This is a genomic window from Chryseobacterium phocaeense (genome assembly GCF_900169075.1).
Lineage (GTDB): Bacteria > Bacteroidota > Bacteroidia > Flavobacteriales > Weeksellaceae > Chryseobacterium > Chryseobacterium phocaeense.
Window position 1 is genome coordinate 1,564,653 of the sequence record NZ_LT827015.1, and the last position, 20,731, is coordinate 1,585,383.

22 protein-coding genes are annotated in these 20,731 nt (G+C 40.7%); 9 read left to right on the forward strand and 13 right to left on the reverse strand.

Going from position 1 to position 20,731, the window contains the following annotated elements; all coding sequences use genetic code 11:
* Positions 1 to 177: 177 nt before the first annotated feature.
* From B7E04_RS13730 to B7E04_RS13745, 4 genes are all read right to left on the reverse strand, one after another.
* Positions 178 to 534 carry a rhodanese-like domain-containing protein gene (locus tag B7E04_RS13730; protein WP_080779168.1) on the reverse strand — a complete coding sequence of 119 codons (357 nt, stop codon included), beginning with the start codon at positions 532 to 534 and terminating at the stop codon, positions 178 to 180.
* Complete coding sequence (locus B7E04_RS13735; RefSeq protein ID WP_080779169.1) at positions 531 to 833, reverse strand: DUF3817 domain-containing protein; 303 nt, start codon at positions 831 to 833, stop codon at positions 531 to 533. Before B7E04_RS13735 ends, B7E04_RS13730 begins: the two co-directional genes overlap by 4 nt.
* Before the next feature lie 2 nt (positions 834 to 835).
* Positions 836 to 1,294, reverse strand: coding sequence for a hypothetical protein (locus B7E04_RS13740; protein ID WP_080779170.1), 459 nt, complete (start codon positions 1,292 to 1,294; stop codon positions 836 to 838).
* Positions 1,295 to 1,362: 68 nt separating this feature from the next.
* The gene (locus B7E04_RS13745; RefSeq protein WP_080779171.1) at positions 1,363 to 1,953 is read right to left on the reverse strand and encodes a TetR/AcrR family transcriptional regulator; all 591 of its coding nucleotides are present in this window, start codon (positions 1,951 to 1,953) and stop codon (positions 1,363 to 1,365) included.
* A 154-nt stretch (positions 1,954 to 2,107) separates the two neighbouring features.
* On the opposite strand from B7E04_RS13745, the gene B7E04_RS13750 reads away from it, so the two are divergent.
* Positions 2,108 to 3,328 (forward strand): MFS transporter, encoded by a 1,221-nt coding sequence (locus tag B7E04_RS13750; RefSeq protein WP_080779172.1) that lies wholly within the window; start codon positions 2,108 to 2,110, stop codon positions 3,326 to 3,328.
* Positions 3,329 to 3,427: 99 nt separating this feature from the next.
* Here B7E04_RS13750 and pdeM read toward each other — a convergent pair whose 3' ends face one another.
* The 4 genes from pdeM to B7E04_RS13770 all read right to left on the reverse strand — a co-directional run bounded on the left by pdeM (position 3,428) and on the right by B7E04_RS13770 (position 9,333).
* A complete protein-coding gene (pdeM, locus tag B7E04_RS13755; RefSeq protein WP_165439443.1) occupies positions 3,428 to 4,072 on the reverse strand; it encodes a ligase-associated DNA damage response endonuclease PdeM in 645 nt (214 codons plus the stop codon).
* 212 nt (positions 4,073 to 4,284) lie between these two features.
* Positions 4,285 to 6,732 (reverse strand): ligase-associated DNA damage response DEXH box helicase, encoded by a 2,448-nt coding sequence (locus B7E04_RS13760; RefSeq protein WP_139785402.1) that lies wholly within the window; start codon positions 6,730 to 6,732, stop codon positions 4,285 to 4,287.
* A gap of 1 nt (position 6,733) precedes the next feature.
* Entirely contained in the window at positions 6,734 to 8,314 is a 1,581-nt protein-coding gene (locus tag B7E04_RS13765; RefSeq protein ID WP_080779174.1) for an ATP-dependent DNA ligase, read from the reverse strand.
* Positions 8,311 to 9,333 carry a ligase-associated DNA damage response exonuclease gene (locus B7E04_RS13770; RefSeq protein ID WP_080780691.1) on the reverse strand — a complete coding sequence of 341 codons (1,023 nt, stop codon included), beginning with the start codon at positions 9,331 to 9,333 and terminating at the stop codon, positions 8,311 to 8,313. Before B7E04_RS13770 ends, B7E04_RS13765 begins: the two co-directional genes overlap by 4 nt.
* A gap of 207 nt (positions 9,334 to 9,540) precedes the next feature.
* Between B7E04_RS13770 and B7E04_RS13775 the strand changes: the two genes are divergently transcribed.
* The 4 genes from B7E04_RS13775 (at position 9,541) to B7E04_RS13790 (ending at position 12,672) form a co-directional block, all read left to right on the forward strand.
* A complete protein-coding gene (locus B7E04_RS13775; RefSeq protein ID WP_080779175.1) occupies positions 9,541 to 10,332 on the forward strand; it encodes an SDR family oxidoreductase in 792 nt (263 codons plus the stop codon).
* A 3-nt stretch (positions 10,333 to 10,335) separates the two neighbouring features.
* Entirely contained in the window at positions 10,336 to 10,737 is a 402-nt protein-coding gene (locus B7E04_RS13780; RefSeq protein WP_080779176.1) for a GlcG/HbpS family heme-binding protein, read from the forward strand.
* Between the two features lie 19 nt (positions 10,738 to 10,756).
* Positions 10,757 to 11,560: a helix-turn-helix domain-containing protein gene (locus B7E04_RS13785; protein WP_080779177.1), complete on the forward strand. Its 804-nt coding sequence runs from the start codon at positions 10,757 to 10,759 to the stop codon at positions 11,558 to 11,560.
* A 242-nt stretch (positions 11,561 to 11,802) separates the two neighbouring features.
* Positions 11,803 to 12,672 (forward strand): EamA family transporter, encoded by an 870-nt coding sequence (locus B7E04_RS13790; protein WP_080779178.1) that lies wholly within the window; start codon positions 11,803 to 11,805, stop codon positions 12,670 to 12,672.
* Positions 12,673 to 12,693: 21 nt separating this feature from the next.
* Here B7E04_RS13790 and B7E04_RS13795 read toward each other — a convergent pair whose 3' ends face one another.
* Positions 12,694 to 13,551 carry an NAD(P)-dependent oxidoreductase gene (locus B7E04_RS13795; RefSeq protein ID WP_080779179.1) on the reverse strand — a complete coding sequence of 286 codons (858 nt, stop codon included), beginning with the start codon at positions 13,549 to 13,551 and terminating at the stop codon, positions 12,694 to 12,696.
* A 247-nt stretch (positions 13,552 to 13,798) separates the two neighbouring features.
* Here B7E04_RS13795 and B7E04_RS13800 point away from each other — a divergent pair, with 247 nt between their 5' ends.
* Entirely contained in the window at positions 13,799 to 14,431 is a 633-nt protein-coding gene (locus tag B7E04_RS13800; protein WP_080780692.1) for a chloramphenicol acetyltransferase, read from the forward strand.
* Positions 14,432 to 14,512: 81 nt separating this feature from the next.
* On the opposite strand, the gene B7E04_RS13805 is transcribed toward B7E04_RS13800, so the two are convergent.
* Positions 14,513 to 15,106, reverse strand: a complete 594-nt coding sequence (locus tag B7E04_RS13805) for a Crp/Fnr family transcriptional regulator (protein ID WP_080779180.1) — start codon at positions 15,104 to 15,106, stop codon at positions 14,513 to 14,515.
* Positions 15,107 to 15,727: 621 nt separating this feature from the next.
* Here B7E04_RS13805 and B7E04_RS13810 point away from each other — a divergent pair.
* Positions 15,728 to 16,069: a helix-turn-helix transcriptional regulator gene (locus B7E04_RS13810; RefSeq protein ID WP_080779181.1), complete on the forward strand. Its 342-nt coding sequence runs from the start codon at positions 15,728 to 15,730 to the stop codon at positions 16,067 to 16,069.
* Positions 16,070 to 16,087: 18 nt separating this feature from the next.
* On the opposite strand, the gene B7E04_RS13815 is transcribed toward B7E04_RS13810, so the two are convergent.
* Together B7E04_RS13815 and B7E04_RS13820 are read right to left on the reverse strand one after the other, a co-directional pair.
* Positions 16,088 to 16,819 (reverse strand): MBL fold metallo-hydrolase, encoded by a 732-nt coding sequence (locus tag B7E04_RS13815; RefSeq protein WP_080779182.1) that lies wholly within the window; start codon positions 16,817 to 16,819, stop codon positions 16,088 to 16,090.
* 71 nt (positions 16,820 to 16,890) lie between these two features.
* Positions 16,891 to 17,640 (reverse strand): NUDIX hydrolase, encoded by a 750-nt coding sequence (locus tag B7E04_RS13820; RefSeq protein WP_080779183.1) that lies wholly within the window; start codon positions 17,638 to 17,640, stop codon positions 16,891 to 16,893.
* Positions 17,641 to 18,069: 429 nt separating this feature from the next.
* Between B7E04_RS13820 and B7E04_RS13825 the strand changes: the two genes are divergently transcribed.
* Positions 18,070 to 19,266: an MFS transporter gene (locus B7E04_RS13825; protein WP_080779184.1), complete on the forward strand. Its 1,197-nt coding sequence runs from the start codon at positions 18,070 to 18,072 to the stop codon at positions 19,264 to 19,266.
* On the opposite strand, the gene B7E04_RS13830 is transcribed toward B7E04_RS13825, so the two are convergent.
* Positions 19,256 to 19,636 (reverse strand): winged helix-turn-helix transcriptional regulator, encoded by a 381-nt coding sequence (locus B7E04_RS13830; RefSeq protein WP_080779185.1) that lies wholly within the window; start codon positions 19,634 to 19,636, stop codon positions 19,256 to 19,258. The two genes, B7E04_RS13825 and B7E04_RS13830, sit on opposite strands and share 11 nt — an antisense overlap.
* Before the next feature lie 158 nt (positions 19,637 to 19,794).
* Between B7E04_RS13830 and B7E04_RS13835 the strand changes: the two genes are divergently transcribed.
* A complete protein-coding gene (locus B7E04_RS13835) occupies positions 19,795 to 20,730 on the forward strand; it encodes an alpha/beta hydrolase (RefSeq protein WP_080779186.1) in 936 nt (311 codons plus the stop codon).
* The last annotated feature ends 1 nt before the right edge of the window (position 20,731 follow it).

Consider the following 20,731-nt stretch of genomic DNA (forward strand, 5'->3'; position numbering starts at 1 on the left):
GTGGTGAAAATTTTAAATGCTATTCTTTTTTGATTTTGAAAATCAATGTATTGCCTGTTAAAGCATTCAAAAACCTGACCAAACGGGGGGTTATGTGGTACACGAAGACAGAATTTTCCTTTATTAACCGTAACAGGCTGCCGTCACACCTTTAAAATATTTTTATAATCAGCAACATTATTTTCTGATCACTTCCTCAAGATCACTCCACGCACCGCCATTATATACATGCTTGAAGCCTCTGTCCTTTAAAATATGTTCAGCCTTTACACTTCGTAATCCGTGAGAGCATACGGTGATATAGGTTTTAGCAGAATCCAGTTCAATATATCTTTCCCTGATGGTTCCCAGAGACATATTAACAGATCCTTCAATATGTCCCGTTTTAAATTCACTTTCAGTTCGTACATCCAGAATAACGGCTCCTTTTCGGATAAGCTTTTCCAGACCGTCATCTAAAGTCTGATACCTGTAAATCCGGTAAACAACGTAAATGGTAAGCACGATTCCACAAAAAAACATGAGGCTTTTCATAGCCTTTTTAAAATTTTATAATCAATATAAAAGGTCCCGAAAGGAATAACACAGGCCAGCAAGACTTTCCAGGTGGTTTCCCGGAATTTCCACTTTTGCTCAACTCCTACACTTAATGTATTAAAAAGAAACAGCAGAAATAGGGTTCCGTGAATGGGGCCCATCATTTTCACAAGGGCAGGATTTCCAAACCCATACTTCATGGGAACTGCAATGAAAACAAGAGTTAATAAGGAGATTCCTTCCAAAATAGCCAGAATTCTCAGGCGTCCGATTTTTGTTTTAAATAAATGCATCATAATTATCTGAAATAAGGTCTGTTAACAAAAGGAGAGAATGGCCACGGGACCGCCATAAAAATAACCGCCAGGGCCATAGCAAAGCAGATGAGCATGGTTTTAAATTTTTCGGAGTCCGTATTTTTTCTTTTGGCAAACGCTGAGCCGATGGTGATCAGTACCACCGCAGTAATCATCAGCAAAATATGAATCAGGCCGAAGAAAAGAAGATCCAAAGATGCTTTGGCTTCACTGAAATTTTTCCAGAAATACTTTACGATCGGGCTTTTGGTATAAAGCAAAATGCCCAGGATCAGCTGAACATGGGCGATGGTTGCCGTCCAGTGGCGTACGCCGTTATCTGTTTTAGTAAATATCTTGTGATAAAAGTATCCTCTGCAGGATCTCCAGATGGCATACACAAGGCTTAACAGAACAATCCACCGGAATAAAGAATGCAGAAACGTAAGGGTTTGGTACATGATGAAATTTTTGAACACCTCAAAGGTAAAACAAAAACATACTAATTAGTATGTTTTAATGAAAAAAATTATTGCAGCGAATCAAAATAAGTTCTAAGTCCTTTTAAATAAATGAGATATACTGATTTTGAATTTTCTAGCTTCCCTAAATTTCTGACGCCCCAATACCCGGACATGACGAAAACAGCCACTTCCTTCCCGTTGACATGGTCTTTTACGGTTCCTAGTTTCTTTCCGCTTTCAATGCACGAAATTATAGCATTTTCCCAACGCCCGGAGAGCTCATTTAGTGCTTTTGTAAAATCTACATGCCAGGGAGCCATTTCCTGGGTGAAATTGGAGGTAGGGCAGCCATATTCTACTTTCAGGAAATCATTTTCCATTAAAATACCGTATACCTGCCGGTAGATGGTTTCAAGAGGATTTTCAGTGTTCAGGAGCGGCTCAATGAAAGTTTCTTTAAAGTTATTTTTGAGAAGTTCATTAATGATCGCCAGGCCCATTTCATCTTTGGTTTTGAAATGGTAATAGAAAGCTCCTTTGGTGACCTGTGTGGTCGCAATGATTTCATCTACGCTGGTGGTCTGATACCCTTTCGCATAGATCAGTTCAAAGGCTTTCTGCAGGATGTTCAGACGGGTAGCTTCTGATTTTTTCATAAATGAATATTGACTTTAGTACAAAGGAACGGAATTTTTGCAGAAAAAAAGAAAACTATTATTATTCTGATACTATACTAGAATTTAAATTATTTTCATAATAGAACAATTCGCCGGAAATTTGCCTTGTCAAAACACAACAAATAACAACGCAATGAATTATCAAAAAGAAATACAGATCAATACAAAGTCGGCAGGAAAAAGCAAAGGTCTTCCGGCTGCTTTGTGGGCACTCACCATCAGTGCATTTGGAATCGGAACCACGGAATTCGTTATTGTAGGGCTTCTTCCTACGGTAGCCGGAGATCTCGGCATCAGCATTCCTTCAGCAGGGCTTCTGGTAAGCTTATATGCTATCGGAGTAGCCATTGGAGCTCCTGTTCTGACGGCATTAACCGGGAAAATACCACGTAAAACCTTGCTGATCTCCATTATGATGCTTTTCGTGATCGGAAACGGGCTGGCTTCCATCGCACCGGGATTTTTCACTTTGGTCATGGCCAGAATTCTGACAGGATTTGCGCATGGGGTTTATTTTTCCATCGGTTCTACGATTGCTGCATCACTGGTGCCGGAAGAGAAAAGGGCAACTGCCATTTCAATTATGTTTGCAGGGCTTACCCTCGCTATCGTGACGGGAGTTCCGCTGGGAACCTTTATTGGTCAGCATTTCGGATGGAGAGCCACTTTTATTGGGGTGTCAATTCTCGGAATCATTGGATTACTGGCGAGTATGTTCCTGGTTCCCAATAACCTGAAAAGTGATCAGACCGCTTCTTTGAAAAGCCTTCCCAAAGTATTAGGAAACAGACGGATGATTTTTGCGTTTTTAATGACGGCAATGGGGTATGGGGGAACATTTGTTGTTTTCACGTATTTATCGCCTATTTTACAGGAAATCACAGGCTTTCAGGAGTCTACGGTTACGTTTATTCTGCTTATTTACGGGATTGCCATTGCATTAGGAAACCTTTTAGGCGGAAAAACAGCCAATAAAAACCCTTTACAAGCACTTCTCTGGATGTTCGGGGCTCAGGGATTGGTATTGCTGGCGTTTTATTTCACAGCCGGCAGCCAGATTTTAAGTATTATCACCTTATTTCTTTTGGGAGGTCTGTCATTTGCAAGTGTACCAGGACTTCAGCTTTTGGTCGTTCAGATTGCGGAAAAAGAGCTTCCGGGAACAGAAGATGTAGCGTCAGGAATTAATATCGCGGCTTTCAATATCGGGATTGCGGTGGGTTCATACACAGGCGGTATTGTGGTTACTTCTTCACTGGGACTGGCAAGTACGCCATGGATCGGGGCTTTATTTTTACTGGCAACCGTAGTGATTACCGTGTACAGCATCCGTCTTCACAAAAATCAAAAATAATTTCACCTGTTTATTATATTTTCAAAAGCTGTTCTTTACCGGGACAGCCTTTTTTATATCCGCTCACCCTCAGCCTCAATCTTAGCCTTAGCCTCACCCTCATATCTCATGAATCTCAGAATCCGTAAACACGAAAAATTTTCCGCCTTTGGGAATATTCCGCGTATCCAATCCTGTAAATTCACTGAAGGCAGGTAGTAAAAGTTGATTTTTTGTTTGAACAAAACATGGCAGTCTGATACTTTTTACCGAGGAATTCAATACAATACCCGGATGGATGTGTCCTGTAATCTGAAATTCAGACCGCGTTGTATCAAAATCATGAATGAATGTAAAACCATCAATGGTAAGGGAATCTCTCTTAACATTCAAACATAATTTTTTTTCCAGTGCAGCAGACAAACGGTCATGGTTTCCTTTGATAAGGATAAAATCCAGATCAGGATATTGGTTTCTCCAGCTGCAGAATTCATCCACATCAGAATTATCGCCGGCATGAAGCAGATCTCCAACGACGATAAATTTTTCCGGCTGAAAATAAGCAATAAGAACGGAAAGCCGTTCCAGATCACTTTTCATAATATAACTGGCCACTGCAATCCCGTTTTTACGGAAATGGGCTGTTTTCCCGATATGCAGATCAGAAAGAATCAATGCTTTCTCTTTTTTCCAGAACGCGGCCCGCTGATTGGTTAATGTGAATATTTCGTTGTTAAGGCTGATATTTTTTTCGGCGATGTTCAATTTTTGTAAAATGTATATTAGTAAGTTGTATTAATGTATTAATGTATTAACGTAAAATGTATTCATGATGTTGAGCTGCGTGTAAAATTATAGTATAAAGAAAAAGCTCTGTTCCTCAACTAGCCACCAAATCCAGGATCTCACAACCAGCACCTAGCAACCAAACTCATCACTCATAATTTATAACTTTAAACTCTAAAACTCTAACACCCTCAAACCCTCCTTCCCGCCTGTTCCACCATCTTCCTGATCCTCGCATCCAGGCTTTCACTGGAAAGCGTCTGCCTCAGGCTGTCTACTTTGATCGGGAAACTCAAAGGGGTAAAGGTATGGGAATATTTTAAAATGATTTTTGACCGTTCAATTCTTTTAAAGGCTTCCACCAGGCGCTGCTCCTGAAGCTGCATATTAAAGACTTCGGTATAGGCCTGCCTTACAAGGAAATGATCCTGGTCATAATCTTCGAGGACTTTAAAGATCAGGCCGGCAGAGCTTTGTAAGGATTTGTTGGAACGTTGTTTTCCCGCATAATTCTGGATGACCATGCCGGAAATCACCGCAATATCCCTGAATTTCCGTCTTGCCATTTCTGCTGAATTGATGCTGGCAATTACGTCGTTCATCAGGTTTTTGCGGGTAAGTATTTTGTGGAGATTCTCTTCATTTAACGGAATTTCTTTATCACTGAACAGCTCAAAACCGTAATCATTCATCGCCATGGAAAAGGAGATAGGAGCGAGCTTTGAAATGCGGTAAGCGATCAGTGCAGCCATCACTTCGTGTACCAGACGGCCTTCGAAGGGATACATGAAGAGATGATAGCCTTCCCGGTTTTTAATCAGCTCCACCAGAAATTCATCTTCTTTGGGGATATGGGAGTTTTTTTCCTGATTGGCCAGCAATGGATGTAAAAACTTCAGTTCTTTTTCTGACGCTTTCGGATTGAGGGCATGCGAAAGCTTTTCTCTTAAAAAATGGCCTAAATTAGAGCTTAAAGGAAGTCTTCCCCCCAAATAGCTCGGTGCTATGGCCTTTCCTTTTGCTGCCCGGACAAATACGGTCATATCCTTGATCATTGCGACTTCAAGGGTTCGTCCTGCCAGAATAAATTTTTCTTCTTTCTTTAGCTTTGATATAAAATACTCTTCCACCATCCCGATGTAGCCTCCGGAAATAAATTTCACTTTCAGCATGGCATCGCTTACAATTACGCCCATATTCATCCGGTGAAGCATGGCTATTTTTCTTGACGTTACTTTGTACAGACCATCTTCCATGATCACGATTTTATGGAATTCTTCATAGCTTTTCAATACACTCCCGCCGATGGTCAGGAAATCAAGGATGCTCTTCCATTCCTGGTCTGTCATTTCCTGGAAAGCAAATGTCTTTTTGATCCTTTCGAATGTTTCTTCAGGATAAAATCCATCTCCGACTGCTAAAGTCATGAGAAACTGAACGAGTACATCAAAGCATAAAACCTGCGGTTCACGAGGCTCTATAACCTTCTGTTTCACCGCTTCTTTCAAAGCAGCCACTTCGATCAGCTCAAGGGAATGGGTGGGAACACAGTAAATTTTAGACGTTTCAAAAGGGGAGTGCCCGCTCCGTCCGGCCCGCTGCAGAAACCTGGCCACTCCTTTTGCGGAACCGACCTGAATAACGGTATCCACAGGTTTAAAATCAATTCCGAGATCTAAGGAAGAGGTAGAAACTACCGCTTTCAGCTTACCGGAACTTAAATTTTCCTCAATCCAGATCCGGAGATGAGCATCAATAGAGCTGTGGTGGATAGCAATTTGTCCTGCAAAATCGGGATAAACATCCAGCAGAAGCTGATACCACATTTCACTCTGGCTCCGGGTGTTGGTGAACACAATGGTAGATTTCGAATTAAGAATAATAGGCACAATCTTATCGGCTAATTTTGCTCCTAAATGGCCTGCCCAGGGAAGAATTTCAACCTCGTTGGGGATGACCGGAATAATGTCTATCTTCTTTTGCTCTTTGGCTGTAATTTTCGTTTTTTTAATTTCATAGGGAATTAAAACATCCATAGCTTCTTCCAGATTTCCAATAGTAGCCGTAATTCCCCATATTTTTATTTTGGGAACATATTTTCTTAACTGTGAAATGGCAAGTTCAACCATAACGCCACGTTTTGAGCCCAGCAATTCATGCCATTCATCCACAGCAACACATTTTGTATCCTGGAAAAAACGGACGTGGTTTTTCTGGCCTAAAAGCAAGTGAAGACTTTCTGGAGTAACGACCAGTATTTCCGGCATATTCCGGATCTGCTGCTGTTTTACTTTTTGTTCTGTATCTCCGTTTCTGACGCCAATAGACCAGTCGAGGCCGATTTCATCCACCGCTTCCTGCATAGCCTTTGCAATATCCTTGGACAGTGACCGAAGGGGAGTGATCCAGACCATCTTCAGTCCTTTTTTATAGTTTTCAGGATGGTTCATAAAGTCTGAGACCAAAGCAAGGAATACAGAAAATGTTTTTCCGAAACCTGTTGGCGCAACGACCATTCCGCTGTATCCGTTTCCGAATTTCTGCCAGGTATCGATCTGAAATTTGAATGGGGAAATACCTTTATCGGCCATCCACTGCTGAATGACCCTGAATCCGTTGGTATTTTCAAATGCTTTCAAATTATTGGATCAGTTTTTTTATTTCTTCAAGTTCGTCAATTTCGTCTACAGTTTTGTCTTTCCGCCACCTTACAATTCTTGGAAATCTTAGCGCCACACCGCTTTTGTGCCTGCTGCTGAATCCTATACCTTCAAAGGCAATTTCAAATACAAGCTCTGCTTTCACCGTTCGTACCGGGCCGAATTTTTCTATTGCATTTTTATTCACAAACTTACTGACTTCCATAATTTCTTTGTCGGTAAGCCCGGAATACGCTTTTGCAATGGTCATCAGGCTGTCACCATTTTTTACGGCAAAGGTATAATCAGTGTAGTATGCACTTCTTCTTCCGCTGCCTTTTTGGGCATAAATCAAGACTGCATCTATAGTGAGCGGGCTGACTTTCCATTTCCACCAGTCACCTTTTTTTCTTCCTGCATGATAAGGAGAATTTTTCAGCTTAAGCATTAAACCTTCACTGTTGATTTCCCTGGATTCCTCACGGATTATATTGAGGGCTTCCCAATGTTCAAAAGAGATAACCTGCGAAAGTTTAATTTTCTCAGGGCTTTCATTCAGCAATAATTCTTCCAGCATGGCCCGTCTGGCGGACATGGGTTTCTCCCGGAGATCAGTTCCTTCAAGCTCTAAAAGATCATAAACAAAAACTTCAATCGGAATATCTGCCAGCATTTTTTTAGTTAAAGTTTTCCTGTTTAATCTTTTTTGTAATTCATTAAAATTTAAAACATTAGAGTCCTTTACCGCAAGTATTTCTCCATCTAAAACAAAGTTACCTTTCATAGCCTGAACCACTTCTTTTATTTCCGGAAACTGTTCTGTGATGAGCTCTTCACCTCTTGACCAGATAAAGACTTCATCGTTCCTGCGGATGATCTGGCCGCGGATTCCGTCCCATTTGTATTCTATCTGCCATTCATCAGGACTGCCAAGTTCTTCCAGCTCTTTTTCCAGCGGATAGGCCAGGCAGAAAGGATAAGGTTTGGAATTATCCGGATTGATATTTTCTGCCGAGATCAGTTCCTGAAATGAAACCTCACCGGGGATCCATTTTCCCATCAGGCTGTGCATCAATGTGCTGGATTCCTGGGATGAGAATCTGGTCAGCGCATTGATCAGTGTTTTATCAGAAACCCCGATCCGGAAGCTTCCTCCTAATAATTTATTGAATATCAGCCGTTCTGTATAATCCAGTCCGTTCCATGATTGCAGTACAAATTCTTTTTTTTCACCTTCAGATTGATCTTTTAAATTAACGATATCCGTCATCCACTGGGAAAGCGTACGGTCTATTTTTTCCGAAGGCGGGGGCAGGATCAGCGACAGGGTTTCTCCCAGGTCTCCTACTGAAGAATAGCTTTCCTGAAACAGCCAGAACGGCAGCTTTGTGATTTCCAGCGCCCATTCTTTCATATAATTGGTATTGACATTCCTTTTGGGACGTTTTCCGGTAAACAGGGCAATAAACCATACTTTATCCTCGTCCGGGGCACGTTCCAGATAATCGATAATGGCGTCTATTTTCGCATTGGTCTTGTTGGTGGTTTCCAAAGCGTTGATGAGATCTGCGAAATGTTTCATGGCTCCGGATTTTCAATGATTTCTTTTTCAGCTTCTTCCTCATCTTCCCCGAACTGGGTCTGTACAACATCCGCTTTGATGCCGATTTCATTCAGGTATTTTGAAAATATTTCGGTCTGTCCGTGGGTAACGTGCACCAGTTCGGCTTCTGTAGCTTTTACGGTCTGTAGTAATCCCTTCCAGTCTGCGTGGTCGCTCATGGCAAATCCCGCATCTGCACTTCGCCATCTTCGGGCACCGCGTACCTGCATCCATCCGGAACAAATGGCAGTGGCCGCATCTGGTATTTTCCGGATAATATTGCTGTCTAAAAGTGCCGGAGGAACGATGACAATTTCATGCTGGACTTCTTTTACATTCTCTCTGAAGTCGGCAATCTGATATTCCGGAAGATCAATTCCGACAGATTCAAACGCTTCATTCAGTTTTCCGATGGAATAATGGACATATATATTTCCCAAACCTTCTACCGCTTTCATAATTCGCTGTGCTTTTCCCAATGAATAACCGATGAATACAGATGTTTTTGCATTTTCCCGGTTTTTCAGCACCCAGGTTTGAAGCTTTTGGTTTAGATCAGGAACATCCAGCCAGTTGTAGACAGGCAGTCCGAAAGTGCTTTCCGTCACAAACTCATTACATTTTACCAGCTCAAAAGGCGTACTGAGACCATCTTCCTGCACTTTATAATCTCCGGAAATCACAGTGATATAGCCTTTATATTCCAATCTTACCTGTGCTGAACCGATAATGTGACCGGCCGGATGCAGTGAAATTTTCACTCCGTTGATGGTAAGTACTTCGCCATATTCAGCACCCTGACATTCAATATCAGGCCCGATTCTTTGATAGAGAATAGGTTTTGTGTAGTGATGACAAAGATATTTTTTCATTCCCCAGCGGGCATGGTCTGCATGTCCGTGTGTGATGACAGCTAAGTCAACAGGCCTCCAGGGATCAATATAAAATTTCCCCTGCGGACAATAAATTCCTTTGCTTGTAAATGTGATTAGTTTCAATGGTGTGATCGGTTTAATAGTTATCTTCAAAAATCCCACCAAAATAGGCTGATCAATAAATTTTATAATAAAGTATGGTATGTAAAAACTCAGCGGAAACACCTCTTGTGTATTCTGAACTTTTCAGCAATAGAACATTGAGCTTTTCACCAATAAAAATCGTTCTGGAATCTTTGAAATTTGTATCTGTAACAATAATAAAACAAAATGAGCAAAACAATTTTAATTACAGGTGCAGCAAGCGGTCTCGGAAAAATAGCCGCATTTGATCTTGCCGGAAAAGGACATAAGGTAATTGCAACAGCACAGGTGTATCCACAGATGAGTGATTTAATCCGTGAAGCCAAAGAGCAGGGAATAGAACTTACAGTGGATAAGCTGGATGTTACTGATTCGCGCGATATTGCTTACATTCATCAAAAATATGATATTGATATCCTGATCAGTAATGCAGGAATTATGGAAGGCGGACCTATTGCAGAACAGCCGCTGGAGCTCGTTCGCTCTATGTTTGATGTAAATGTTTTTGGAGGATTGGAACTTGCTCAGGGTTTTATCAAAAAATTCGTTGAGCAGAAGAAGCCGGGTAAAATCGTATTTACAACTTCAATGGGAGGTTTATGGACTGTTCCTTACGTAGCAGCCTATTGTGCTTCAAAATATGCCATGGAATCTATTGCAGAAGGCTTGAAAACCGAACTGGCTCCGTTCAATATCAAAATTGCCACATGCAATCCGGGTGTTTTTGGAACAGGATTCAATGACAGGGGAGTAGATTCTATTTTCCGCTGGTATAATCCGGAAGTGAATTTCACTCCAGACTCTGCATTGGATGGAGTAGCTGATTCATTAGCTCATCAGCTGGATCCGCAGTCTATGGCTGACGTGATTGTGAACGTGGCTTTAGATGAAAATTCCAATTTCAGAAATGTACATCCGAAAGAAACGGAAGATTTTGTAAAACAGCTTCAGGCAGATGCCTGGACGGCAAAAAGTTAAATCATGGAGATCACGTACAAACAGGCTGCCAAGGTACTTGATGCAGCTATAGAAAAAGCAGGATCCATGAATATTCAGGTAAGTCTGGCAGTGGTGGATGCAGGAGGACATCTGATGGCCATGGCAAGGCTGGACAGTGTCTGGGGTGTTATTGATTTTGCCTTTAAAAAGGCAAGAACAGCAGTGATGTTCGGAATAGACAGCGAGGTGATGGGAAGCATTATTTCCGGAACGGATATTCATGGATATGGCATGCTGAATTCCAATGACGGACTTCTGACGATTGCAGGTGGAGTAGTGATCAAAGACAGCGAAGGAAAAATCATCGGGGCTATCGCATCTTCCGGCGGAACTCCTGAGCAGGATAAAGAGATTGCGGCTGCCGGTGCTGCGGTTTTATCTTAAATTTCAGATATTTGCAGGTATGGAGAAAACGTCTGAGATCATATTCGATAAGCTGGTGTATTCATGTGCTTTTGAAACATACAGGGGACATGAAGAATTTATTCCGGATCATTTCCTGGGCTTTCAGCTGTCCGGAGAAACCCACGCGTTCCATGATAAAGGAAAAACAGTTATTAAGGAAAATACCGTGGTTCTGGTCAGAAAAAACCAGCTGATCCGTACGATAAAGCATCCTGCAAAAAATGGAAAATATCAGTTCCTGGCGATTACGCTGGACCTTGAAACCCTACGCCAGTATGCGGCAGAAAATAAAATCACCGCTGTTGAAAGATTCCCGGATACGCAAAAGCTTTTCTTTGAATCTGATCAGTTTTTCAGCGGTTATTTTACTTCGCTTCTTCCGTATATCGACAAAACGAAGACGGCAACTTCAAGATTGATTATTTTAAAGATCAAAGAGGCTATTGAACTCATTCTCCAAAGCAATCAAGACTTTAAGAATATGCTTTTCGATTTCTCGGAGCCGTATAAAATTGATCTGAAGGAATTCATGAATAAAAATTTCATGTTCAATGTATCAGTAGAAACGTTTGCGAGGCTTACAGGGCGCAGTCTTTCGGGATTTAAGCGTGATTTTGGCAAAGCATTCCATATGACACCCAAACAGTGGCTTAAAGAAAAAAGACTGGAAGAAGCCTATTTCCAGATCCGGCATAAGAACGAAAAGCCATCGGACATTTATCTGGAACTGGGATTTGAAAATCTGTCCCATTTCTATTATTCATTTAAACAGAAGTTCGGTCTTACCACCACAGAAATTTAGAATAAAAAAACACAACTAGTATAAGAAAGGAACAGTAAGCAGCTGTTCCTTTTATTTCTTGAAGATGTAAACAATTTTTAAATTATAACTGGTCATTCCAGGCGTCCGGGGAAGTAAAGTTTTAATATATTTGGGGTAAAATATCGCAGACTATAAACCGGGCTTACACCGTATAGAATAAAGTTCTCTTAAGTCCTGAAATTCATTTCCATAGGTTGCTTTTACGAATATTAAATTTAGAAATGAAAAATTCAAACATAGCAATTTCTGCAACGCTATTAGCGATTATCTGTGTACAGGGAGGCGCTTCTATTGCCAAGCAGCTCTTTCCTCTGATAGGACCCATTGGAACGGTTAGTTTGAGGATTGGGCTTTCTGCTGTTTTGCTTATATTGATTAACCGTCCGAAATTTTTGCAGTTTACCGCACAAAAATGGAAATACTGTGCGATATATGGAATCGGCCTGGCAGCAATGAATCTTGTTTTCTATATGGCTATTCAAAGGATTCCTTTGGGACTGGCAGTTACGGTAGAATTTGCAGGACCTTTATTTCTGGCCATTGCTTTATCCCGGAAATTACTGGATATTATATGGGCATTGCTGGCCTGTATCGGGATATTACTCATTGTTCCGTGGCAGAGTGATCATGTTGATCTGGTTGGACTTGGATTGGCTTTTCTTGCAGGAATGTTTTGGGCGTTATACATCGTAATGGGTGGAAAAGTGTCTAAGATTATGGACGGAAAAGATGCGGTTACTACCGGAATGGTATTCGCAAGTCTGGTCATCATCCCGTTTACCATATGGGATGGAGCTGTTTTTAACCTTACACCTTCTATTTTTGTAAAAGGTTTAGGAGTGGCTATTTTATCAAGCGCATTGCCATTTTCACTGGAAATGATGGCACTGAAAAGACTTCCGGCAAAAACCTTCAGTATTCTTATGAGTTTAGAGCCTGCATTTGCAGCCCTTTCGGGTTGGGTATTCCTGGCAGAAAAACTGAGCTTTTTACAATGGATTTCAATCGGCTGTGTTATTGTAGCCAGTATAGGGACAACTATTTTCAGTAAAGCAGCAGCTCAGAATGAAGTTGTTCAAAGCAAAGAATAAGCTCCTTCATAAAAACCTGTATTATTTTTCAGCCTGATTTTTCAAATAATTAATAATCCCGATCACATCATCCTTACCGAAACCTTTATCATGGGCAGATTGATAGGTTTTGCTCAGAACTTCAGATAGAGGAAAGTCAGCTCCGGCTTCTTTGGCCAGTAAAATGTCCTTTAACATCAGATCCAAAGCAAAAGCAGGTTTGTAATCATCATGGATCAGCAGAGGCGTTTTAACTTTTGTCGCACCGCTTCCGCTGGCACTTTCGTTAATAATTTCCAGCATTGCAGTACGGTCAATTCCCAATTGATCTGCAAACAGAATGGTTTCTGCCAATCCCTGATAGATGGCTGACAGAAAATAATTGATCGACAGTTTCCCTGCAATTCCTTTTCCGTTTTCTCCCAGATGTTTTACGGCTTTTCCCAGCTTCTCAAAATAAGGCATGGCACGCTGAAGGTCTTTCTCTTCGCCGCCTGCCATAATGATCAGGGTTCCTTCTGCGGCAGGACCTGTACTTCCTGCCACCGGGGCATCAATGAACGAGGCTTCCTTTATTCTGACTGCCCCGCTCAGTTCAGCTGTAGCCTGCAGGGAAATAGTGCTCATGTCTATAAAAAGTTTTCCGCTGATATCAGATTTTAAAATATCTTCATACACGGCTTTGGCAGCACGGTCATCCGTCAGCATCGTGAGGATAATATCATTATTTTTTACCAGGTCAGGAATTTGAGTATACACAGTGGATTTTTCTTTAAAATCTTCAGCTTTTTCAGCAGACCTGTTGTACACCGACAATGGGAATCCTGCTTTTTCAAGGTTTTTAGCCATGGGATGGCCCATATTTCCTAATCCGATAAATCCTATTTTTTCTGTATTCATAATGTATTTTAAAATTTGTTATAAACAGCTTCTCTTTGTATACCGAAGCTCTGTGAAATAAGTAATGTATAGTAATAAGGTAAGCTTTAATGACGGCAAACTGTTCAGAATGCATCAAAAAACTGACCAAAACCGGCTTTGATTAGTACAGTCCTGTTCTATTTTCACCGACTATACTTCATACATTTTTTAGTTTAATCCTTGAAATACCGCAAAACTTACCGAAATTTGCAGCATGCAAAAAGTAATGAAGATTATAGACATCGAAAAATGGAACAGGAAAGAGCATTTTGAATTCTTCTCAAAAATGGCAAGCCCGTATTTCGGGTTTACCACGGAAGTTGACTGTACGGAGGCATATGCTTATGCAAAAGACAAAGGAGATTCTTTTTTCGCCACCTATCTTCACAGGTCGATGGTTGCCGTGAATGCAGTGGATGAATTAAAACTGCGGATTGTCGATAACCAGGTGGTTTTATATGATGCTATTCATGCAGGGACTACCATAGGAAGGGCAGACGGGACTTTTGGTTTTGCTTTTATCCCTTTTTCAAAAGATTTTACAGTATTTAATGCAGTGATGCAGGAGGAAATTGAAGATGTGCAGCGCACGTCAGGGATCAGAATGAACAATGGTGAGCTGGGTAAAGATCTTGTCCGGCATTCCACCATTCCCTGGAATTCTTTCAGTGCTTTACTGCATCCTACCGGTTTCAACAATTCAGAATCTGTTCCGAAAATTACATTCGGAAAATTCAATATTAAAAACGGAAGAAAATATCTTCCGGTGTCTGTAGAAGCCCATCACGGACTGGCAGACGGGATTCATATTGCGAGATATCTGGAGGAATTTCAAAGGCAGCTGGACAGAGAAGGATAGGTTTGTTTCGGGTGACGAATTCATATTGATGTAGTTATATGACTTCCATCTCCGGTATCCCTTCTTCGTGACTCAAACCCCTCAATAAAAAATCTTTCTCTTCTCAATCTTCAGGATTTTTTCCTTTTCCATCTGTTTGATTACCCTGATTACGGTCTCTACGCGGAGGCCGGTAAGGGAGGCCAGCTGCTGCCTGGTCAGTGGAATCTGAAAAGAATAGGGAGATTTGTTTTCAGCATAGCTTTTGAGATAATCCATCAGCTGTTTAAGTTTCAGGACAGGGTTCTGGGAAGAAAGATTATACAGCATAATGTACTTGTAATACATTCTTTCCGCCATGCATTGGTAAACAGTCAGTGAAACTTCCTGGTTTTGTTTGATCAGATTTAAAAAGCTTGATTTTGGGAGCCTGTAAATGCGGGAGTCTTCTATTGCTACGGCATTCATGGGGTAAGGACGGTCTACGAAAAGAAGGGATTCTCCAAAACTATGACCCTGAGAGAAGATATTCTGAATAAATTCCTTGCCCTCTTCAGTGTAATTATTAAGTTTAATCTGTCCTTTTTCAATCTGGTAGTAAAACGAAGAAAATTCTCCTTCACGGAATATAATATCTCCGGATTTATAGACTCTCGTTTCTGCTCCAAATGAAATCAGTAAATCTTCAATGATCATAGTTTGATTGGATTTAATTAAAATTTAAACAAATATTTAACCATTGATTTCCTTCATCACTTATAAAAAGAAAAAAACTCGAAATTTCAATAATGTAAAGAAAGTCTAATTTTTGATCAGTTTATTCAAAAAAGGGTACCATATAAGTACCACACAATTCAAATAAGCCATGTTCCAAAATTTCCGTATTTACTTTATATCAGATAATAAAATCCTGAAAAAGGTTGATTGAGATCATAAAAAAGAAGATCTGTATTCTGCTACATTTGTTTAAAATAAGCAATTGGGAAACTCTTCCGGATGACTTATTTTAAAATAAAGGAAATACTCTGTTTATGCATATGACGTGGTACATATGTGGTATTTTAATTAAGTGAAATTTTAATCATTTTTTCTTTCTTTGTTTGATCTAATAAACTGTCGGAAGAATTAATCTGATGTGGACTTTAAAAATAAATAACGTACCCCCGAAAAAATATATAGAGAGTCTGCTCAGGCAGAAATTATGAAATATAAACAGATCCTGTAAAGCCCCGTAAAGCAGCTATAAGATATAGCCATAGAAGAAGAGTTTGTACTGGTGCCACTGCATCAGAAATTAGTAGAGATGAGAAAAATATTATGAAAAACGAAAAACCGCAATCCAATTTAGAAGATTTGAATCAAAAAATTTTAATGCAGGATGAGATCATTGCACTGGCCAAAGAAAATTCTCCACGCCTGATGAATAAGGCCAGATTGGTATATCCGGATTTTTTTGAAAAGATAGCGAAAGTGTATCCTAATCTCAAAAATTCTGAACTGATTTTCTGCATTTACCTAAAACTCAACTTTACCACCAAGGAAATTGCCACCTATACCTTTGTAACTCCAAAGGCCATCCAGAACAGAAAGAACAGAATCCGGAAAAAACTCAATATCCCTTCTGATCTGGACATTTATAAATGGTTTAATGAACTTTAAATAATTTTGTGCGACAGCTTATATTTGGATTACTGCTTTATCCAGATCGTGATAAAGTAGTATCTTCCAATGTTCTGCAGCTGCCTTTTCCTGCCATTCCAGCCTTAATTCCATTGCTTTCCTTCCATCGAAATCACTTTTATAAGCCAGATGGTATTTCAGGTATGATGCCTGAGGAAGGTCATCTGCACCGTAGAACACGGTTTCGTTATTTTCCCGGATCCAGAACACCTGCATAAAAGGCGTGTGTCCGCCTACCACTTCAAATGAAATTTCTTCACTGATATTTCCCTGATCTTCCTCCATCCATACAATATTCGGAAGACTGATCAGCTGTTCCAGCGTATCAAAATCAAAAGAAGGGTTGCCCTTGTTTTCCATAGCAAAATCCAGTTCACGCTTCTGAATATAAATTTTGGCATTAGGATATACCGCTTCAAAACCGGTCTCTGTTTTCCGGATGCTCCCGTCAATATGGTCCTTATGAAGATGGGAAAGAAGAAGCTTTGTTATCTGCTCCGGTTTGATATTTTCTTTTTCCAGGAGTTCAGAAATTACCATTTTTCCGGCATTATTTTTCCAGCCTGTTCCGGCGTCAAGAAGTATAAAATCATGCTCCGTAACAATCAGAAAGGGCTGTACAGACATTTTGATTCCTTTTACAGTATCAAAGTTCTCATCGGTCAGTAAGGTAAAATCTTTTGTTTTGCTGGCGGAAAAATTGCCTTCTTTAAGCGGAATAATTTTCATGCTGCAAATTTCCCCATTATTTTCAGGATTTAAAAACCTTTTTTGTCAATATGGCTTATCGGAAAAAACGATCACCAGCTGTTCAGTCCGTTTTTCATGGCCCGGGCGTAGTGTTCATCATCAAAAGAATAGAGGTCCGGAGCTTTGTGGGCACCGCCGCGTCTTTGTTCTTCCAGTTTTTTCAGAATTCCCATATTTTTAATTTTACGGTAAAAATTTCCACGGTTCAGGTCTTTTCCTAAAATGGCTTCATATAATTTCTGCAGCTCAGGAAGGGTAAACTTTTCAGGGAGAAGATTCTGGCCGATAGGTTTTGTGGAAATTTTCTGTCTCAGGGTAAACAGGGCCTGCTGAATAATTTCATAATGATCCATTCCGAATTCTATTTCCGGAAGCTTGCTGACATACACCCATTCACAGGTTTCACTGAACTCATCCGGAACCAGGCGAAACATTGAAGGACTGTACAGCGCATAATAGCCAACGGTTATAAAACGCTGTTTCTGGAAAAGCGTATCATCAAAATCTTCAAAGTACAGTTCACTCCTGTTTTTCTTTCCGAACACGCCGAATTCCTCAAGATAGATATCCGTAATCCCTGATCTTTCTTTAAGGATTCTCTTGACTGCTTCATCCAGGTCTTCATCTTTTCGTACATAGCCGCCCGGGAGCAGCCATATTTTTCTGTAATTGGTCTTCAGGAGCAGAACTTTCAGCTCATTATGCTCAAATCCGAAAATAACGGGATCAGCGGAAATGTGGGGCAGAAAAATGTCTTTCGCCTCTATCGACTGCTGTACAAGTTGTTGTTTAAAATCCATGGAAATTAGTTGAAATGCGTTTTATTACAAATGTGCTGAAAAAAAATGAAATTCCATAAAAAATCCTCTTAAATAAAGGGCTTTAGAATATTCTATATCAGAAATAACAAAAAAAAAGTGAAAGACATAAAATATTGACACCTATTTTTCCGTTAAACATAGACACAGAACAGATGGCTGACATTCTGTACAGCCACCTGATGAAAAAACAACTCCCTCATTTTCCAGCCGAAATTATTTTAAGATTAAATGCCATAGTTGATTGAAAAGAGACCGTTTCCTGACGGTTTCTTTTTTTTATTGATTATCTTTGTCAGTCTTAAGAAGCATGCTGAATTTTGCTGGTCTGAATAATGAATTGCTTACCATCCGAATTCTTTACGCTCCATCCATTCTATACGTAAATTTGAAATAAATTCTAAGCGCATCATGCAGGCAAGTTCTTCTCCCGGCATTTCCCGTACCGTAATCTGGCTGATGGCCGTTATTTCGGGTCTTGTGGTAGCCAACAATTATTATAATCAGCCTTTACTGGCTCTTATTTCAGACGATCTTCATGTCTCCGAAACTGCCGCAAGCCGGATCTCGGTGCTTACGCAGATAGGATATGCACTTGGATTATTGTTGCTTGTTCCTTTGGGAGATAAATTTTTCCGTAAGAAACTGATTTTATTTGATCTGGTTCTTGTTTTTGGTTCACTGCTTTGGATGACCTTTGCCACGGAGTTATGGATGCTGTACGCGGCGAGCCTGATGATCGGGGCAACATCTGTTATTCCCCAGCTGTTTGTTCCGATAGCTGCAGAATTATCTTCCGACAAAGAAAAATCTTCCAATATTGGCCTTGTCATGTCCGGTCTTTTGCTTGGGATTCTTTTATCCCGTTTTATCGGTGGAATTGTAGGGGAGATCTGGGGCTGGAGGGCGATGTTCGGAATCGCGGCCGGACTGATGATTATTGTTTGGCTGGCCGTATACAGAATGCTTCCGGAAATGCAGCCCAATTTCAAAGGAACATACAGGGAGTTAATGCGTTCTGTTGCTCATCTGGCTAAGACACAACCGATACTGCGGCTGGCTTCGTTCCGTGGAGCGATGGCCTTTGGGTCAATGTGTGCTTTATTTACAACGCTGGTATTTCACATGGAAAAACCTCCTTTCAATGCCGGTTCCTCGGTGGTAGGGAGCTTTGGACTGGCCGGTGCCGTAGGAGCGCTGGCAGCCGCTAAGGTGGGAAAGCTTCAGAAATACCTTGATCTTAACAGGATTATATTGTACTCGTTACTCATTGTTGTGGGAAGCTGGGCTTTTACATACTTTGCAGGAGAAACCTATTGGGGGCTTATCGTTGGAGTTATTCTGGTAGATCTTGGAGTACAGTCCAGCCACATTATGAACCAGACCAATTATTTTTTAATTAAATCCAATGCGGTCAACAGGCTGAATACCGTGTATATGGTCTCTTATTTCATCGGCGGATCACTGGGGACCTGGCTGGCTTCCATTGCCTGGAAACTGGCGCAGTGGGAAGGAGTTTGCTTTGTAGGAGCATCTTTCGGATTGCTTGCTATCATAGCTCACGTGTTGTTTTGCAATAAAGTCAATGCATCTCAGCCTAAATCTTAACTTCAGCCTGGCTACTTTGAACCAGGTCTTTGTGCTTATTTCCCCATTTTTCCAGATCTTCCCAGATCGGAATCAGTTCACGGGCTATGCTGGTAAGCTCATAATCCACTCTGGGCGGAACTTCGGCGTGTACAGTCCTTTTCACCAGACCTTCTTTTTCAAGCTCTCTTAATTGGAGGGTAAGCATTCGTTCTGTGATTCCACAAATCCGGTCGCGGACTTCACTAAAGCGTAGTTTTCCGTCTTTCAGTCTGTTTAAAATCAGAAGCTTCCATCTTCCGCCAATCCTGCATACGGCATAAGACAGATCACATTCCTGTATGTACTTTTTATTGATGTTATTCGTCGAATTTTCCTTTATTTTCCCCATAGCTTACAAATTTGTTAGTACCATACAATTAGCTGTATACAGTGCAAATATAAGGTTTGAAAATTAATTTTGTCCACAGAAACCGAAAGTAAACATCGGTTCCGGAACAATAGCGCTCATGTTCCCTTTACATATCATTAACAGGAAATAAGAAAATAATGGAATTTACATCCCCAATAACTCAAATACTTAATCATTTAGAAAAAATACAGTCTTTTAATGCGCAGAATCCATCAGATGACACCCGGAAATACCTTGAGACCATGACAATGCAGCTGAGTGGAAAAAAAGAAGCAGTTACCATGATAGAGGAGATCCGTGTACCGGTGGAAAACCATCTGGTTCCGGTCCGGATCTACCGTCCGAAGGGAAAGGGGAGTCCAAAATCACCAGCTATTATTTACATACACGGCGGATGGTTTATTGCCGGCGGTTTTGAAACCCATGATGCGGTGGTACGAAAATTAGCAAACAAAACAGGATCAGCAGTAATTTTTGTGGATTACCGCTTAGCTCCTGAACATCCATTTCCAGCCGGATTGAATGACTGCATTGATACGACCAAATGGGTTATTGAAAATGCAGAATCTCTTGGAATAGATCCGGATCAGATCGGAATTGCAGGCGACAGTGCCGGAGGAGCACTGGCAGCAGGTATTTCAACAGAGATAGGAGACCTTCTTAAATTTCAGATATTAATTTATCCGGCCGCTAACAACAAGCTTAATACAAAATCCTGGAAAACTTATGAAACAGGCCCTGTTTTAAATAAAGAAGGTGGAATTCAGGCGTGGAAATGGTATCATCCTGAAGGTGAAAATACGCCCAATCCGCTGGCTGTTCCTATTTTGATTAAGGATTTTAAAAATACACCCCCAACATTATTTTTAATCGCAGAACATGATGCGTTGAGAGATGAAGGACTAGAGCTGGCACAGCATATGAAAGAGGCCGGAATCCTTGTTCAAACCAGCTTCTATAAAGATATGGTTCATGGTTTTATGCATATGGGTGAAATCCTGAATGAAGTACAGCTGGCAGTTAATGAAATGGCAGTTTTTGCCCATTACCACCTTGAAACCATAAAAAAATAGT

Excerpts from the sequence above, each read along its gene's own strand:
- B7E04_RS13730 (WP_080779168.1), bottom strand. The coding sequence starts at position 534 with ATGAAAAGCCTCATGTTTTTTTGTGGAATCGTGCTTACCATTTACGTT.
- B7E04_RS13735 (WP_080779169.1), bottom strand. The coding sequence starts at position 833 with ATGATGCATTTATTTAAAACAAAAATCGGACGCCTGAGAATTCTGGCT.
- B7E04_RS13740 (WP_080779170.1), bottom strand. The coding sequence starts at position 1,294 with ATGTACCAAACCCTTACGTTTCTGCATTCTTTATTCCGGTGGATTGTT.
- B7E04_RS13745 (WP_080779171.1), bottom strand. The coding sequence starts at position 1,953 with ATGAAAAAATCAGAAGCTACCCGTCTGAACATCCTGCAGAAAGCCTTT.
- B7E04_RS13750 (WP_080779172.1), top strand. The coding sequence starts at position 2,108 with ATGAATTATCAAAAAGAAATACAGATCAATACAAAGTCGGCAGGAAAA.
- B7E04_RS13765 (WP_080779174.1), bottom strand. The coding sequence starts at position 8,314 with ATGAAACATTTCGCAGATCTCATCAACGCTTTGGAAACCACCAACAAG.
- B7E04_RS13775 (WP_080779175.1), top strand. The coding sequence starts at position 9,541 with ATGAGCAAAACAATTTTAATTACAGGTGCAGCAAGCGGTCTCGGAAAA.
- B7E04_RS13780 (WP_080779176.1), top strand. The coding sequence starts at position 10,336 with ATGGAGATCACGTACAAACAGGCTGCCAAGGTACTTGATGCAGCTATA.
- B7E04_RS13785 (WP_080779177.1), top strand. The coding sequence starts at position 10,757 with ATGGAGAAAACGTCTGAGATCATATTCGATAAGCTGGTGTATTCATGT.
- B7E04_RS13790 (WP_080779178.1), top strand. The coding sequence starts at position 11,803 with ATGAAAAATTCAAACATAGCAATTTCTGCAACGCTATTAGCGATTATC.
- B7E04_RS13795 (WP_080779179.1), bottom strand. The coding sequence starts at position 13,551 with ATGAATACAGAAAAAATAGGATTTATCGGATTAGGAAATATGGGCCAT.
- B7E04_RS13800 (WP_080780692.1), top strand. The coding sequence starts at position 13,799 with ATGAAGATTATAGACATCGAAAAATGGAACAGGAAAGAGCATTTTGAA.
- B7E04_RS13805 (WP_080779180.1), bottom strand. The coding sequence starts at position 15,106 with ATGATCATTGAAGATTTACTGATTTCATTTGGAGCAGAAACGAGAGTC.
- B7E04_RS13810 (WP_080779181.1), top strand. The coding sequence starts at position 15,728 with ATGAAAAACGAAAAACCGCAATCCAATTTAGAAGATTTGAATCAAAAA.
- B7E04_RS13815 (WP_080779182.1), bottom strand. The coding sequence starts at position 16,819 with ATGAAAATTATTCCGCTTAAAGAAGGCAATTTTTCCGCCAGCAAAACA.
- B7E04_RS13820 (WP_080779183.1), bottom strand. The coding sequence starts at position 17,640 with ATGGATTTTAAACAACAACTTGTACAGCAGTCGATAGAGGCGAAAGAC.
- B7E04_RS13825 (WP_080779184.1), top strand. The coding sequence starts at position 18,070 with ATGCAGGCAAGTTCTTCTCCCGGCATTTCCCGTACCGTAATCTGGCTG.
- B7E04_RS13830 (WP_080779185.1), bottom strand. The coding sequence starts at position 19,636 with ATGGGGAAAATAAAGGAAAATTCGACGAATAACATCAATAAAAAGTAC.
- B7E04_RS13835 (WP_080779186.1), top strand. The coding sequence starts at position 19,795 with ATGGAATTTACATCCCCAATAACTCAAATACTTAATCATTTAGAAAAA.